This window comes from Gemella sp. (genome assembly GCF_057272915.1).
The window spans coordinates 15,992-30,462 of the sequence record NZ_DBHIUF010000020.1; the positions used below are offsets into that span (position 1 = coordinate 15,992).

General features: G+C 31.8%; 16 protein-coding genes. 12 read left to right on the forward strand and 4 right to left on the reverse strand.

Annotated elements, in window-relative coordinates:
* Positions 1–11 precede the first annotated feature (11 nt).
* The 5 genes from rnpM (at position 12) to ACO6OL_RS07230 (ending at position 5,002) form a co-directional block, all read left to right on the forward strand.
* On the forward strand, positions 12–299 hold the full coding sequence (gene rnpM / locus ACO6OL_RS07210) for an RNase P modulator RnpM (RefSeq protein ID WP_455337087.1): 288 nt from the start codon (positions 12–14) through the stop codon (positions 297–299).
* Entirely contained in the window at positions 299–610 is a 312-nt protein-coding gene (locus ACO6OL_RS07215; protein WP_485421256.1) for a L7Ae/L30e/S12e/Gadd45 family ribosomal protein, read from the forward strand. Before rnpM ends, ACO6OL_RS07215 begins: the two co-directional genes overlap by 1 nt.
* Entirely contained in the window at positions 610–2,664 is a 2,055-nt protein-coding gene (gene infB, locus ACO6OL_RS07220) for a translation initiation factor IF-2 (RefSeq protein ID WP_485502662.1), read from the forward strand. Before ACO6OL_RS07215 ends, infB begins: the two co-directional genes overlap by 1 nt.
* 12 nt (positions 2,665–2,676) lie before the next feature.
* Positions 2,677–3,036 (forward strand): 30S ribosome-binding factor RbfA, encoded by a 360-nt coding sequence (rbfA, locus tag ACO6OL_RS07225; RefSeq protein WP_048801943.1) that lies wholly within the window; start codon positions 2,677–2,679, stop codon positions 3,034–3,036.
* A 367-nt stretch (positions 3,037–3,403) separates the two neighbouring features.
* Complete coding sequence (locus ACO6OL_RS07230) at positions 3,404–5,002, forward strand: ABC-F family ATP-binding cassette domain-containing protein (protein WP_314396771.1); 1,599 nt, start codon at positions 3,404–3,406, stop codon at positions 5,000–5,002.
* A gap of 50 nt (positions 5,003–5,052) precedes the next feature.
* Here ACO6OL_RS07230 and ACO6OL_RS07235 read toward each other — a convergent pair whose 3' ends face one another.
* A complete protein-coding gene (locus tag ACO6OL_RS07235) occupies positions 5,053–5,520 on the reverse strand; it encodes a GAF domain-containing protein (protein ID WP_485502663.1) in 468 nt (155 codons plus the stop codon).
* Positions 5,521–5,900: 380 nt separating this feature from the next.
* On the opposite strand from ACO6OL_RS07235, the gene ACO6OL_RS07240 reads away from it, so the two are divergent.
* Complete coding sequence (locus ACO6OL_RS07240; RefSeq protein WP_294682810.1) at positions 5,901–7,595, forward strand: septation ring formation regulator EzrA; 1,695 nt, start codon at positions 5,901–5,903, stop codon at positions 7,593–7,595.
* Between the two features lie 127 nt (positions 7,596–7,722).
* Here the strand turns inward: ACO6OL_RS07240 and ACO6OL_RS07245 are convergent, their stop codons facing one another.
* The 3 genes from ACO6OL_RS07245 to ACO6OL_RS07255 form a co-directional block, all read right to left on the reverse strand.
* Positions 7,723–8,517 carry a metal ABC transporter permease gene (locus ACO6OL_RS07245; RefSeq protein ID WP_485489482.1) on the reverse strand — a complete coding sequence of 265 codons (795 nt, stop codon included), beginning with the start codon at positions 8,515–8,517 and terminating at the stop codon, positions 7,723–7,725.
* The gene (locus ACO6OL_RS07250) at positions 8,510–9,220 is read right to left on the reverse strand and encodes a metal ABC transporter ATP-binding protein (protein ID WP_485502664.1); all 711 of its coding nucleotides are present in this window, start codon (positions 9,218–9,220) and stop codon (positions 8,510–8,512) included. The genes ACO6OL_RS07245 and ACO6OL_RS07250 overlap by 8 nt, the downstream gene beginning before the upstream one ends.
* A 126-nt stretch (positions 9,221–9,346) precedes the next feature.
* On the reverse strand, positions 9,347–10,378 hold the full coding sequence (locus tag ACO6OL_RS07255; protein WP_314161046.1) for a metal ABC transporter solute-binding protein, Zn/Mn family: 1,032 nt from the start codon (positions 10,376–10,378) through the stop codon (positions 9,347–9,349).
* 377 nt (positions 10,379–10,755) lie between these two features.
* On the opposite strand from ACO6OL_RS07255, the gene rpsB reads away from it, so the two are divergent.
* The 6 genes from rpsB (at position 10,756) to ACO6OL_RS07285 (ending at position 14,313) form a co-directional block, all read left to right on the forward strand.
* Positions 10,756–11,490: a 30S ribosomal protein S2 gene (gene rpsB, locus ACO6OL_RS07260; RefSeq protein WP_294682802.1), complete on the forward strand. Its 735-nt coding sequence runs from the start codon at positions 10,756–10,758 to the stop codon at positions 11,488–11,490.
* 58 nt (positions 11,491–11,548) lie between these two features.
* Positions 11,549–12,436, forward strand: a complete 888-nt coding sequence (tsf, locus tag ACO6OL_RS07265; protein ID WP_314161048.1) for a translation elongation factor Ts — start codon at positions 11,549–11,551, stop codon at positions 12,434–12,436.
* Positions 12,437–12,555: 119 nt separating this feature from the next.
* Entirely contained in the window at positions 12,556–13,269 is a 714-nt protein-coding gene (gene pyrH, locus ACO6OL_RS07270) for a UMP kinase (RefSeq protein ID WP_314161049.1), read from the forward strand.
* Positions 13,270–13,293: 24 nt separating this feature from the next.
* Positions 13,294–13,851 (forward strand): ribosome recycling factor, encoded by a 558-nt coding sequence (frr, locus tag ACO6OL_RS07275; protein ID WP_314161050.1) that lies wholly within the window; start codon positions 13,294–13,296, stop codon positions 13,849–13,851.
* Positions 13,852–13,855: 4 nt separating this feature from the next.
* A complete protein-coding gene (locus ACO6OL_RS07280; protein ID WP_485502665.1) occupies positions 13,856–14,065 on the forward strand; it encodes a DUF896 domain-containing protein in 210 nt (69 codons plus the stop codon).
* Between the two features lie 2 nt (positions 14,066–14,067).
* Complete coding sequence (locus ACO6OL_RS07285) at positions 14,068–14,313, forward strand: YneF family protein (protein WP_294682792.1); 246 nt, start codon at positions 14,068–14,070, stop codon at positions 14,311–14,313.
* Positions 14,314–14,471 lie beyond the last annotated feature (158 nt).

Below are 14,471 nucleotides of genomic sequence, written 5' to 3' on the forward strand. Positions count from 1 at the left end.
AGGTGTAGTTTGTGAAAAAAAGAAAAATACCAACTAGAAAATGTATATTAACAAACGAAATGTTCGCTAAAAAAGATTTATTAAGAATCGTTAAGAACAAAGAAGGAGAAATTTCTGTAGATTCTACTGGTAAAAAAGCAGGACGTGGAGCATATGTAGTAGCTGATTTAGAAGTTATTAAAGCTGCACAAGAAAAGAAACAATTAGAGAAATTCTTCTCTGCATCACCGGAAGTTATGGAGCCTATCTATAATGAGGTAATTAGATTAATCTATAGAAAGTCAATTCCACAAAAATAATGATAAAAGCATATAATTTATTAGGTTTAATGCAAAGAGCAGGTAAACTTATTACAGGTGAAGATTTAATCACAAAAAATTTAAAAAATAATAAAATCAAATTGTTAGTTATTGCAGAAGATTGCGGCATCAATACGAAAAAGAAATTAACAGACAAGGCTAATTTTTACAATGTAAAATGTATCGAATTTTCTACGATTGAAAATATTAGTATCGCGATTGGAAGAGATAATCGTGTTGCTATAGGAATAACTGATGATGGATTTATAAAAAAATTCAAACAATTATTAGAAGAAGGAGGAAAACAGTAATGAAAAAAGTCAGAATTTATGAGTACGCTAAAGAAATCGGAAAACAATCAAAAGATCTTATTACAGTTTTAAAAGATGCTAATATTGAAGTATCTAATCACATGTCAATGTTAACAGAAGAGGGGTTAGCTAAGCTAGATAGCATCTTCAAAAAACAAGAGCAAGCTACTAAAAATGAACAATCTTCAAGTAATGAAGGTAAAAAGAATAAAAAGAAAAAAGTAAAAAAAGAGAAAGTTAAAAAATCTCAAAAACAACAACCAGCAATTATTGAAGCTCCATCAGAAGAAACAATTTCAGAAGATACTATTTTAGTTAAAGATGGAATGACTGTTGGTGAGTTATCAGAAGTTCTAAGTATAGGTTCGACTGAACTTATTAAAAAATTATTTATGGAACTTAAAATTATGGCGAATATTAACCAGTCTCTTACTTTAGAGCAAATAGAGTTAATCGCGATGGATTATGGTAAAGAAATCCAAGAAGAAGTTGAAATTAATAAAGAAGATTTAGATCTTTACTTCGAAGTAGAAGATGCTGAAAAAGATCTTAAAGAACGTGCACCAATCGTAACTATTATGGGACACGTTGACCACGGTAAAACTACATTACTGGATACAATTAGAAATTCAAGAGTAACTGCTGGAGAAGCAGGAGGTATTACGCAACATATCGGTGCATATCAAGTACGTGCAAAAGATAAAAAAATTACCTTCTTAGATACACCAGGACATGCAGCATTCACAACAATGCGTGCACGTGGAGCTAAAATTACCGATGTAACTATCTTAGTTGTAGCAGCTGATGATGGTGTAATGCCTCAAACAATTGAAGCTATTAACCACGCTAAAGCAGCCGATGTACCTATTATTGTAGCGGTAAACAAAATGGATAAACCACAAGCTAACCCAGATAGAGTTATGAATGAGTTGGTAGAATATGGTCTAATCTCAGAAGAGTGGGGTGGAGATACAATCTTCGTACCAATCTCGGCCCTTAAAGGTGAAGGTATTGATGAGTTATTAGAAAATATCCTATTAGTAACTGAAATGCAAGAATTAAAAGCTAATCCAAATCGTCTTGCTTTAGGTACAGTTATCGAGGCTAAACTTGATAAAGGTCGTGGAGCAGTAGCTACATTATTAGTACAAAATGGTAGCTTAAATGTTGGAGATCCACTAGTAGTAGGTAACACATTTGGGCGTGTTCGTGCTATGATTAACGACCGCAGCAAAAATATCCAAACAGCTAAACCATCTACACCAGTAGAGATTACAGGTTTACAAGATGTTCCTAACGCTGGGGATCGTTTCGTAGTATTTGGTGATGAAAAAACAGCTCGCCAAATCGGGGAAAAACGTCAACAACAATATATTGAAACTACTCGTCAAGCAAATTCAGCTGTATCATTGGATACATTATTCGAACAAATGAAACAAGGTGAGATGAAAGACCTTAACATTATTATTAAAGCAGACGTTCAAGGTTCTGTTGAAGCTTTAGCTATGTCATTAGCTAAAATCGATGTTGAAGGTGTTAACGTACGTATTATCCATACTGGTGTTGGTGCAATTAACGAATCTGATATTACATTAGCAGTAGCATCTAACGCTGTAGTAATTGGATTTAACGTACGTCCTGATAATAATGCTAAACAAATGGCTCAAACTGAGCAAGTAGATATTCGTCTACACAGCATTATTTATAAAGTTATCGAAGAAATCGAAGCAGCGATGACAGGATTATTAGATCCAGAATTTGTTGAAAAAGTTATAGGTCTTGCAGAAGTACGTCAAGTGTATAAAGTATCTAAAATTGGTACAATCGCTGGTGCTTATGTAACTGAAGGTAAAGTATCACGTGACGGTAAAGTTCGTGTAATTCGTGATAGTGTAGTAATTTACGAAGGTGAAATTGATACATTAAGAAGATTTAAAGATGATGTTAAAGAAGTACAAAGTGGTTATGAATGTGGTATGACTGTTGAAAACTTCAATGATATTAAAGAAGGAGATGTCTTCGAAGTATACATCATGGAAGAAGTAAAAAAATAGGAGGCAAACTTTATGTCAGAACTTAGAGTTAACAGACTTGCAGAGCAAATTAAAAAAGAAATTACATATGTATTAGCTACAAAAGTTAAGAATCATGATTTAGGATTTGTTACTGTAACAGAAGTTGCTTTGACAGGAGATTATTCTCAAGCAAAAGTTTTCTACACTGTTTTAGGTGGAGAACGTGAAAAAGAAAAAACAAAAGAAGCATTTAAGAAAATTAAAGGTTTCGTAAAAAGTGAAGTTGCTAAGAAAATTAAAATTAGAAAATTTCCAGAACTTATTTTCCAATATGACACAACAGCCGAATATGCTTTACACATTGAAAGCCTAATAGCTAGTGTTAGTAAAAAAGAAAAAGACGAAGAATAATTAGAATAGAGGAGCGACTTAATTACTGTGATTTATTAACGTCACTTTGATTAAGTCGCCTCAATATGGTTAATACTGTTTTGAAATATTTAAATAGGGTTGATTCTAAAGTCCAAAATTTTAAAAAGTTTATATGAAAACTTATAGACATAGTGGCTTATTGATATCTAAATTTGCTTTATGAAAGTTTTTTAGATATCCGATAAATTTTTAGGGACTGACTCGATAAAATTGATTTCTCTGAAATCACGATTTTTTGAATCATTCCCATTTATGAACTATATTATCTAATTGTTTAAGTTTAAAGCTTTTAAGTATAAAGTAATATACTTAGTTTTATAGAATTAAAGAATTAAAGGAGAAAACAATGTTACAAGTAACGAATTTAGGTTTACGTTTTGCAGATAGAAAGCTATTTGAAGATGTAAATATAAAATTTACAAATGGTAACTGCTACGGTTTAATCGGGGCTAATGGAGCAGGTAAAACAACATTCTTAAAATTATTATCTGGTGAATTAGATTCACAACAAGGACATGTTTCTTTAGGTAAAGGTGAACGTCTTGCAGTACTTCGTCAAAACCACTTCGCATATGAAGAAAATAGAGTTATCGATGTTGTAATGATGGGTCACGAACGTCTTTGGGATGTTATGAACCGTAAAAATGAAATTTATATGAAAGATCCATTTACTGAAGAAGATGGAATCATTGCTGCTGAACTTGAAGGTGAGTTTGCGGAAATGGATGGTTGGACTGCAGAAAGTGATGCAGCACAACTTCTTGAGGGTCTAGGTATTCCTGTAGAATTTCATGAAATGCTTATGGGAGAACTTGATAATGCTATTAAGGTTAAAGTTCTTTTAGCTCAAGCATTATTCGGTAATCCAGATGTACTTCTTCTGGATGAGCCTACCAACGGTCTTGATATTAGTGCAATCAAATGGCTAGAAGAGTTCTTAATTAACTTTGAGAACACTGTTATCGTAGTCAGCCACGATCGTCACTTTTTAAATAATATTTGTACTCACATTTGTGACTTAGATTTTGGTAAAATCCAACTTTACGTTGGTAACTATGACTTCTGGTACCAATCTAGTCAACTTGCTAGAAGAATGGCAGAAGATAACAACAAGAAAAAAGAAGAAAAAATTAAAGAATTACAAGAATTCATCGCACGTTTCTCTGCGAATGCTTCTAAATCTAAACAAGCGACAAGTAGAAAGAAAATGCTTGATAAAATTACTCTTGACGATATTAAACCAAGTAGCCGTCGTTATCCATACGTTCGCTTCACACCAGATCGTGAAATTGGAAATGACTTACTTATCGTTGAAGGTGTAAGCAAAACTGTAGAAGGTAAAGAAGTATTAAGTAATGTAAGCTTCACAGTAAATCCTAATGATAAAGTTATTTTACTAGGGGATGAAGTATCTAAAACTACATTACTAAAAATTCTTGCTGGCGAAATGGAACCAGATAGTGGAACAGTTAAATGGGGTATTACAACTTCTAGAAGTTATATGCCAAAAGATAACTCTGAATACTTTGAAGGATTAAAACTTTCATTAGTAGAATGGCTTCGCCAATATGCTTCTCCTGAAGAGGAAAGTGAAGCATACTTACGTTCATTCTTAGGAAGAATGTTATTCTCTGGTGAAGAAGCACTTAAACGTGCCCACGTATTATCAGGGGGAGAAAAAATGCGTTGTATGTTATCTAAGATGATGTTATCTAAAGCTAACGTTATTCTTTTAGATGAGCCTACAAACCACCTTGACTTGGAATCTATTACAGCGGTCAATGAAGGTATTATTGCTTTCAAAGGTTCTGTATTCTTCACCTCTCATGACTATGAGTTTATTCAAACAATAGCTAATAGAGTAGTTGAATTAACACCAGAAGGTGCAATCAACAAAGAGATGGATTACGAAAACTACCTAAGATTCAAAGGTATTATAGATTAATAAAAAGAAGGAGATATACTGTTTTGGTATATCTCCTTTTAGTATTGTGATTAAAAAATTACTTTCTCAAAAACTTGTTTTGTAACATTGCTAAATGCTGCAACTTCTTCTTGAGAGAATCTATTGAACTCAATAGAATCTATATCTAGTAAGGCTACAACTTTATCATTTTGGATAATCGGAATTACTAGCTCACTATTTGTGGCACTATCGCATGCAATATGCCCTGGGAACTTATGTACATCCTCGACATAAATAGTTTCACGAGTTGTATAGCAGTGACCACATACACCTTTGTTAAATGGTATACGAGTGCAAGCTACTTTTCCTTGGAATGGACCTAAAACTAAGTTGTTGTTTTTTTCGTCTAATAAATAGAAGCCAACCCAGTTTGTATTTGGCAAGTACTCTTTGTATAAAGCTGAAAGGTTTGATAAATTAGTAACTAAATTATCTTCTCCTAATACCAAAGCAGTGGCTTGACTTATAAATAATTCTTTATTTTCTACTATATTCATTAAAATACCTCTTTTAAAAGACTTTATTATATTTTCGCATAATAGTAATAAAAAATAAAGTGATAAGAGTTATAGATATAAAAAGAATATATTTTATAAGATTTTGTCGAGTCACTGAGCCTATAAGTTATAATATACACTTATTTAAAATTTAGAACCTTTAGGTGCCTCCTTTTATTATTTATAATTATTTGTACATTGACTTGTAAAACTTATAATTAATAAAAAATATTTAGTTATTTGTTTGTTAAAAAAATTGAAAAAAATTTAAAAAAATGATTGAAACACTTTGTTTTTTGAGATAAAAATGGTATAATTTTGTTAGGTTATTGTATTAATAAACGTAAAAAATTAAATATAAAATTTCAGGGGGAAGATATATGACATATATATTTTTATTTGTGTGTATCCTTGTTCTTGGAGGAGTAGTGGCACTATTCGTCTTCAGAAATAGGAAAAAACAAGATTTATACCCTCTTTTAGTTATGAAAGATGAGCTAGAGAGAGAAACACTATCTGATGATTTGAAAAAAGTAAAAGCGCTGGAAATTGCTGGTAAAGCTGAAAAACTTTATGCTCAATGGGAAAGCGAATGGTACGAAATTCAGAGTATCGATATTGAAGAACTTGACAGAGACCTTTATAGTGCAGAAACTTATATTGATAAATTTAATTTCAAACGTGCTGATGAAGTAATTATGAACAGTGGTGAATTAATAGCAAATATTAAAGACAGAATCGCTGGAATAAGAAGAGAAATTAAAGAATTAACAGAAGTTGAACCTAGAAATAGAGAACTATATGAAGAAATCGTAGTTGAGTACAAAGAGCTTAATAGAGAACTATTAGCTAAGCGTCATCAATATGGAGCGGCAGCAGAACAATTTGAACAAAATATCAAAGAAATAGCTCCACAACTTGATGATTTCAAACTTCTAACATCTACTGGTAAGTATATCGAAGCACAAGATAAAATTAATACTGTTAAGGGGTTAATTGATAATCTTAAGGAAAGAATGGAAGTACTACCAGACTTGTTAAAAGAAATTGAAAAGACTTGTCCAGCTCAAATTCAGTCATTAAGACTTAAAGTTGAGGAAATGGAGAAGAAAGGATTTAAACTTACGCATTTAGAAATTTCAAGTAAAATTGAAAGTATTGTTTGGCAATTAAGCGATGCTCGTGAAAAAGTTAAATCTGGAGATATTGATCTAATTGAAAACATCCTTGATGGTATTTATGATGTTATCGATGAAGTTTCTAATGATCTTAAAAAAGAACTTGATTATAAAAAATACATTGAGGAAAACTATAGAGAAATCACTAATAAACTTGAATTACAAGATAAATTAAACGAAGCTCTATACAATAATATTCAAGAAATCAAAAATAGATACCAAATTTATCAAAAAGATGAAGAAATGGTTGCTAACTACTATGATGAGTTAAGTGATTTACTTGATGTTAAACATGATATTGATGTGTATATTAATAATCAACCAAAACTTAACTATAAAGACTTAAAAGAAAAAGTAGAATTATTAGGTCAAGGATTAGAAAAAATTGAAGAAGACCAAACAAATTATTCTAGATACTTAACAAGTCTTCGTGAAGAAGAAGGTCACGCTCGTGAAAAACTTATCTTTATTAATCAAGAAAAAGAAGTTATTAAACGTAAATTAGATAATTCACGTGTTCCAGGATTCAGTGATAGATTTATTGTTTTATATAAAGATGTAACTGATAGTTATAGATATGCAATTGAGGAACTTAAAAAAGAACCTATCAATATCGATTTACTAAAACGTGCAGTTGCTGAAGCAGAGGAATCATTAGATATTTATTCTTCTGAAGTAAATAACATTCTTACAGATATTGAATTAATAGAAAAACTTATTCGTTATGCGAATAGATACAGAAAAGATAATGTTGAATTCCATCAACAATTAACAGTTGCCGAGCAATATTATAGAGAATATCGTTATAATAAAACTCTAGAAATTATTAGAAATTCTCTAGACAAAGTTGAACCAGGCGCATACGAAAGAATAAGAAATTCAGTAAAACCTAGATAATAAAGAAGCCCTAGTTTTAGAAATAAAACTAGGGTGTTTTTTTGGTTATAAAACATTTTTAGAGGGATAATTAAGAACTACTGTTACTATAAAATGTTATAGTAACAGTAGTTGATTTTATATTTTATTATTTTCTCTTTAGATTATAGTAACCTAAACTAGAAAAGTAAAATAATGCTTCTATAGTTGCTATAAAGAAAGTAGTAGGTAGGGAAGTGTAATATGAAAGAGTAATCCCTGCCCATGTACCAATTAGAGCGAATAATATCGATATAGCAATCATTAGACCTACTTTATTAGTAAGATATCTTGCTGCACTAGCTGGAACTGTCAGTAGGACGAACATTAATAATGCTCCTACTACAGGTACTGTAATACTAGTTGCAACTGAGAGTAAAACTAAGAAAAATATTGAAATAAATTTCCCATTTAATCCTAAGGCGCGTGCGCCAATTGCATCGAAAGAATCAAATTTGATTTTTCTATAAAAGATAGAAAGTAATAGTATTACAGCAAGTGCTAGTGTAAATATCAATTTTACATCATCTCTAGTAATTGAAACAACACTACCGAACAGAATGTTGTTAACATAACTTGTACTTTTAGGTGTTAGTGATAGGAATAATAATCCTAAACCTAAGAATATTCCTAACATTACGCTTACTGTAGCTTCACGTCTAAATGCTTTCACACTTAGATGACCTACTAGATAAGACATAGTAATAGTGAATATTAATAGCCCGTAAATTGGGTTAATACCTAAGAAAACAGCGAAGGCTGCACCAGCGAACCCAACATGTGAAAGTGTGTGTGAGATAAATGACATGTTTCTAGCCATTACAAACACACCGATATAGCCTGCCATTACAGCTACAATAGTTCCAGCTATAAAGGCATTCTGCATAAAATCATAATTAAGCATAATTGTTATCTCCTACATAATGTTTGCATAGCTTTAGATTATTTTTTTCTATATTGTAATCTTCTATACTAATAAATTTGAAGCAACCTTCCTCGAGATAGAGTATTTTATCAACGTATTTTTCATCGATAAGTGATAGTTCATGTGTTATACAAAGAGTAATGATATTTTCTTTCTTTGTAATTTCTTTAACCAGAGTCATACATTCAATTTCACTAGTCTTATCTAAATTTGATGTAAACTCATCAAGAAGTAGTAGATTTGGTTTATTTACTAATGCTTGTGCTAAAAATACACGTTGTTTTTCACCACCTGAGAGAGTACCTATAGATTTATTTTGAAGTTTTATTGAATTTGTTAATTCTAGTGCTTCTTTAATACTTGCTTTTTCTTTTTTGCTTAGCCATGGTAAAAATCCTTTTTGAATAGGGAGTGATACAAAGTCAGCGGCAGATAAGGGAAGTTCTTCATCTATCTGTCTGAACTGAGGTACATATCCAAGAGTTGGATTTTCTCCAACAAGTGTAATCTGGCTAGTTTTATTTAATTTTTCTAATATATTGTTTAATAATGTTGTTTTACCAACACCATTTTTTCCAACAACAGCAACAACATCTCCTGAAGTAACAGAAAACGTAATGTTATCTAATATTGTTTTATCTCCTATTGAATAAGTGAGATTTTTTATTTTAAGTTCAGCCATAAAATCTCCTAAGTAAATTTAAAATTTTTATTTTTAATATAAAAAAGAAGAGATACGATTTAGAATCTCTTCTTTATATTATACTACATATTTATAATATGTGAAGACTAATTTTTAATCTTCGTATTAATGTTTATGTTCTTTTTCGTGATCGTGATCATGATCATCATGTGAGTGGCCTTCATGAGAATGACCTTCGTGACCGTGGTCGTGAGAGTGACCTTCAGAAGCTCCTTCTACGTGATAAGCTTTTTCACCAGAACCACCGTTAAGAATTTCTTCTAGTTTATTGTATTGGTCTAACATCCATTCTATATAAGTTTTTCCATCTGGTTGTGTTTCTGTTACATTAAGTACAGGTACTTTATTTTGTTCAGCAAGATGAATTAATCCTTCTATAGTTTTATTAGTAGTTTGAACATTATTAACGATTAATGATATTTGTTTAGATTTTATTTGCTCTTGGATTGTTTTTAAATCTTGTGGAGCAGGGTCGTTACCTTCCTCAGTAGCCTGTGCTAATTTTTTAACTTGGTCAGTTGTTTTAAATCCTAAAGCGTCTACAGCATATTCGAAAACAGGCTCTGTTGTTAATACTGATTTCCCATTTGCTTTTTCTTTTAATGCATTAATTTTATCGGTAATTTTAGAAAGTTCTTTTTTGTAATTATCTCTATTTTTTTCGTATAGTGCCTTATTAGATGAATCTTTTTCTGATAAAACTTTAGTAAGTTCGTCTGCTACTTTGCTCATTACCTCAGGATTGTACCAGATATGTTCATTTTCTCCATCTTTAAGTCCTAGTAGTTTAGCACCATCAATTTTTTTGATGTCTTTACTGTTAGCGGTAAGTTTTTCAAACCATGAATCATAGCCACCACCATTTAAAATAGCGATATTAGCATCAGCGACAGTTTTGGCATCTTGAGCAGTTGGTTCGAAATCATGTGGATCTACAGATGTAGAAGTTATAATAGAAGAAACTTCTGCTTTATCTCCTGCGATACTCTTAGCTACTTCTGCATAAAAGTTTACTGAAGTAACAATCTTCGTTTTATTTCCAGAGTTAGAAGCTCCAGAATTAGTTTTGCTTGAACATCCGACTAAAAGAAGGGCGAATGCAGCAACAACTGAAATTAATTTTAAAAATTTATTCATTTGTAATATTCCTCCGTTATTCGTAATAATTACGTTCTAATAAATTATAATACTACTTTATAAAAAAATCAAGTTCTTAACCGAAATAATTTTGATTAATGTGAAAAAAAAGAAATAATTTCATAATATGTAGATATATAAATAGAAGAATGATTAATAAGAAGTACTTAAAAATTATTTAGTATAAATAGAAGATAATTGTTAGTAGGATTTTTATTAAAATACTTGATTTTTAGTTGGTAATGCTATATAATTAATAAAGTTGAGTGAAATTCAACAAAAATATAACACACGACATTTGAGTAGCTGCTCGGTGCATTTATGTTTGCAGTAAGCTTAGAGAATGTCGGAGGAAAAAACCAAGGAGGAAAATAACTATGGCAGTTATTTCAATGAAACAATTATTAGAAGCTGGTGTACACTTCGGTCACCAAACAAGAAGATGGAACCCTAAAATGGATAAATACATCTTCACAGAAAGAAACGGTATCTACATTATCGACTTACAAAAAACAGTTAAGAAAGTTGATGAAGCATACGAATTCGTAAAATCAGTTGCTGATCAAGGCGGAAAAATGTTATTCGTAGGTACTAAAAAACAAGCACAAGATGCTATTAAAGAAGAAGCTGAAAGAAGTGGTCAATACTACATCAATCACCGTTGGTTAGGTGGAACTTTAACTAACTACAAAACAATTAAAGGACGTATTGACAGAATCGCTGAAATTGAAAAAATGGAAGCTGATGGAGTATTCGAAGTACTACCTAAAAAAGAAGTTATCGAATTAAGAAAAGAATATGACAAATTAGTTAAATTCTTAGGTGGAATTCGTGAAATGAAAGGTATGCCAGATGCAATCTTCGTAGTAGATCCTAAGAAAGAGCACAACGCAATTGCTGAAGCTAAAAAATTAGGAATCCCTGTAGTAGGTATCGTAGATACAAACTGTGATCCAGATGATGTTGATTACGTAATCCCTGCAAACGACGATGCTATCCGTGCGGTTAAATTATTAACAGCTAAAATGGCAGACGCTTTTGTAGCTTACAACGAAGGTAATATCGAAGAAACTGAAGAAGTTTCTGAAGAAGTAGAAGCAACTGAAGAATAATTTTAGATTAAAAAATAAATTAAAAAAATTAATAATAAAATAACGGAGGCAAATCAAAATGGCACAAATTACAGCTAGTTTGGTAAAAGAATTAAGAGAACGTACTGGTGCTGGTATGATGGACTGTAAAAAAGCACTAACTCAAACAGATGGAAATATCGATGCGGCAATCGATTACCTAAGAGAAAATGGTATCGCTAAAGCAGCTAAAAAAGCTGACAGAATCGCTGCAGAAGGTCTTTCTTACATCGAGGTTAAAGGTAACAAAGCTGTTATCTTAGAAATCAACTCAGAAACTGACTTCGTTGCTAAAAACGAAAAATTCGTTGCTTTAGTAAAAAATGTTGCAGAAGCTATCTTAGCAGCTGAACCAGCAACTTTAGAAGAAGCTCTTCAAGTAGAAGCTCAAGGTGGAACTGTTGAAGCAGTAATTAACGAAGGTATCGCTACAATTGGTGAAAAACTTTCATTAAGAAGATTTGAAGTTGTAACTAAATCTGACGCTGATGCATTCGGTGCATACTCTCACATGGGAGGAAGAATTGGTGTTCTTACTCTTGTTGAAGGAAGCACTGATGAAGAAGCAGCTAAAGATGTTGCAATGCACATCGCTGCTTTAGCTCCTAAATACTTAGATGAAAGCGAAGTACCAGCTGATGTACTTGAGCACGAGAAAAAAGTATTAACTGAGCAAGCATTAAACGAAGGAAAACCTGCTAACATCGTTGAAAAAATGATCGTTGGTAGAATTAACAAATTCCTAGAAGAAATCACAGTTGTTAAACAAAAATTCGTTAAAGACGATAGTTTCACTGTTGAAAAATTCGTAGCATCAAAAGGTGGAAAACTTGCTAAATTCGTACGTTACGAAGTTGGTGAAGGTATCGAGAAAAAAGAAGATAACTTTGCTGAAGAAGTAATGAGCCAAGTTAACGCTAGCAAATAATAATTCTCTATTTAATATATACTATTAAAAGAGGTTAAGCACACACTTCTTGTGTGTGCTTTTTTAAAAAATTGATATAGTAGAAACAATAATGTCTGTAATTTATTAGGAGGATAGAAATGGCTACTAAATATAAAAGAGTTTTATATAAGCTAAGTGGTGAAGCACTAGCAGGTGGAAAAGGATTCGGAATTGATTCTGAAGTTGTTACAAAAATAACTTCTCAAATTGTAGAGGTAGTAAAACAAGGGGTAGAAGTTGCTATCGTTGTTGGTGGAGGAAACATCTGGCGTGGAAAAACTGGTGAAGAGCTAGGGATGGAACGCGCAACAGCTGACTCAATGGGGATGTTAGCTACAGTTATGAACTCATTAGCATTACAAGATTCATTAGAACAAAAAGGTGTAGATACACGTGTTTTAACCTCAGTTGAAATGAAAGCAATGGCTGAACCGTATATTAGAAGACGTGCAATTAGACACTTAGAAAAAGGTCGTGTTGCTATATTTGCAGCTGGAATTGGAAATCCATATTTCTCAACAGATACAACAGCAGCATTACGTGCTAAAGAAATCGGTGCTGAAGCTATTTTAATGGGTAAAAATGGAGTTGATGGTGTTTACTCTGCTGATCCAAAACTTGACAGCACAGCAACTAAATATGATAAGTTATCATACATGGATATTATGAACAAAGGGTTAACAATAATGGATTCTACAGCAATTACATTCTGTATGGATAATCACCTGCCAATTATTGTCTTTTCAATAGATGATGCAGAAAATATTGTTAAAGTTGTTTCTGATTCTAATCTAGGAACAACTATTGAATAAAATATATATTAGGAGTTTACAATTATGCCTGAACAAATAATGAATAATTTAAACGAAAAAATGGAAAAAGCTATAGCTAGCTTACGTCGTGAATTAGCGTCAATTAGAGCTGGTAAAGCAAGTGCAGCTGTTTTAGATAGATTAACAGTGGATTACTACGGAGTTGCAACTCCAATTAACCAAGTAGCAGGGGTATCTGTACCAGAACCAAAAATGCTTGTTATTTCTCCATATGAAAAAACTTTATTAGGAGATATTGAAAAAGCTATTCAAGCATCTGACTTAGGATTAAATCCTTCAAATGATGGATCAGTTATTCGTATCGTATTCCCAGCTTTAACTGAGGAACGTCGTAAAGAACTTGCTAAATTAGTAGGTAAAGAATCTGAAGGTGCCAAAGTTGCTGTACGTAATGTTCGTCGTGATGCAATGGATGCAATGAAAAAATTAGAAAAAGCTTCTCAAATTACTGAGGATGATTTAAAAGGATATTCTGATGATATTCAAAAAGTAACTGATAAATTCGTTGCTGAAATCGATAAAGTTACTAAAGAAAAACAAGATGAGTTAATGAGTGTATAATAATATGGAAATGACAGAAGTTATTGCTAGAATTAATTCACTTAACGCTACAAAAAAAGAGCGTGAATTAACGGCTGAAGAATCAGAAGAATTAGCTAAATATAGACAATTATATTTACAAAATTTTAAAGCTAATATGAGAAACATATTAGATAATACAAAAGTAATTAATGAAAACGGAGAAGATATAACTCCTAAGAAGAAAGGAAATTAACAATGAGTGCAACTGCAGTTACAATTTTAGTTGGAGCAATTTGTTTACTTGTCGGTGTTGTGGGAGGTTTCTACCTAGCAAGACGTAATTTCATGAACTACATGGAAAAAAATCCTCAAATTAACGAAGATATGGTTATGAGTATGATGAGTCAAATGGGACAAAAACCATCTCGTAAAAAAATCAATCAAGTTATGAGCAACATGCAAAAAGCGCAAAAACAAGCTCAAAAACAAATGAAAAAATAATTTTAAGAGGGTCTCCAAAATTTAGGACTGATGAGAAGGGTCATGAGCTTTAAGCTCATGATTCCTTTTTTTTTTAAATAGATATTAAAAAGATAATTTTTTGAGGGTCTCCAAAATTTAGGACTGATGAGAAGGGTCATGAGCTTTAAGCTCATGAT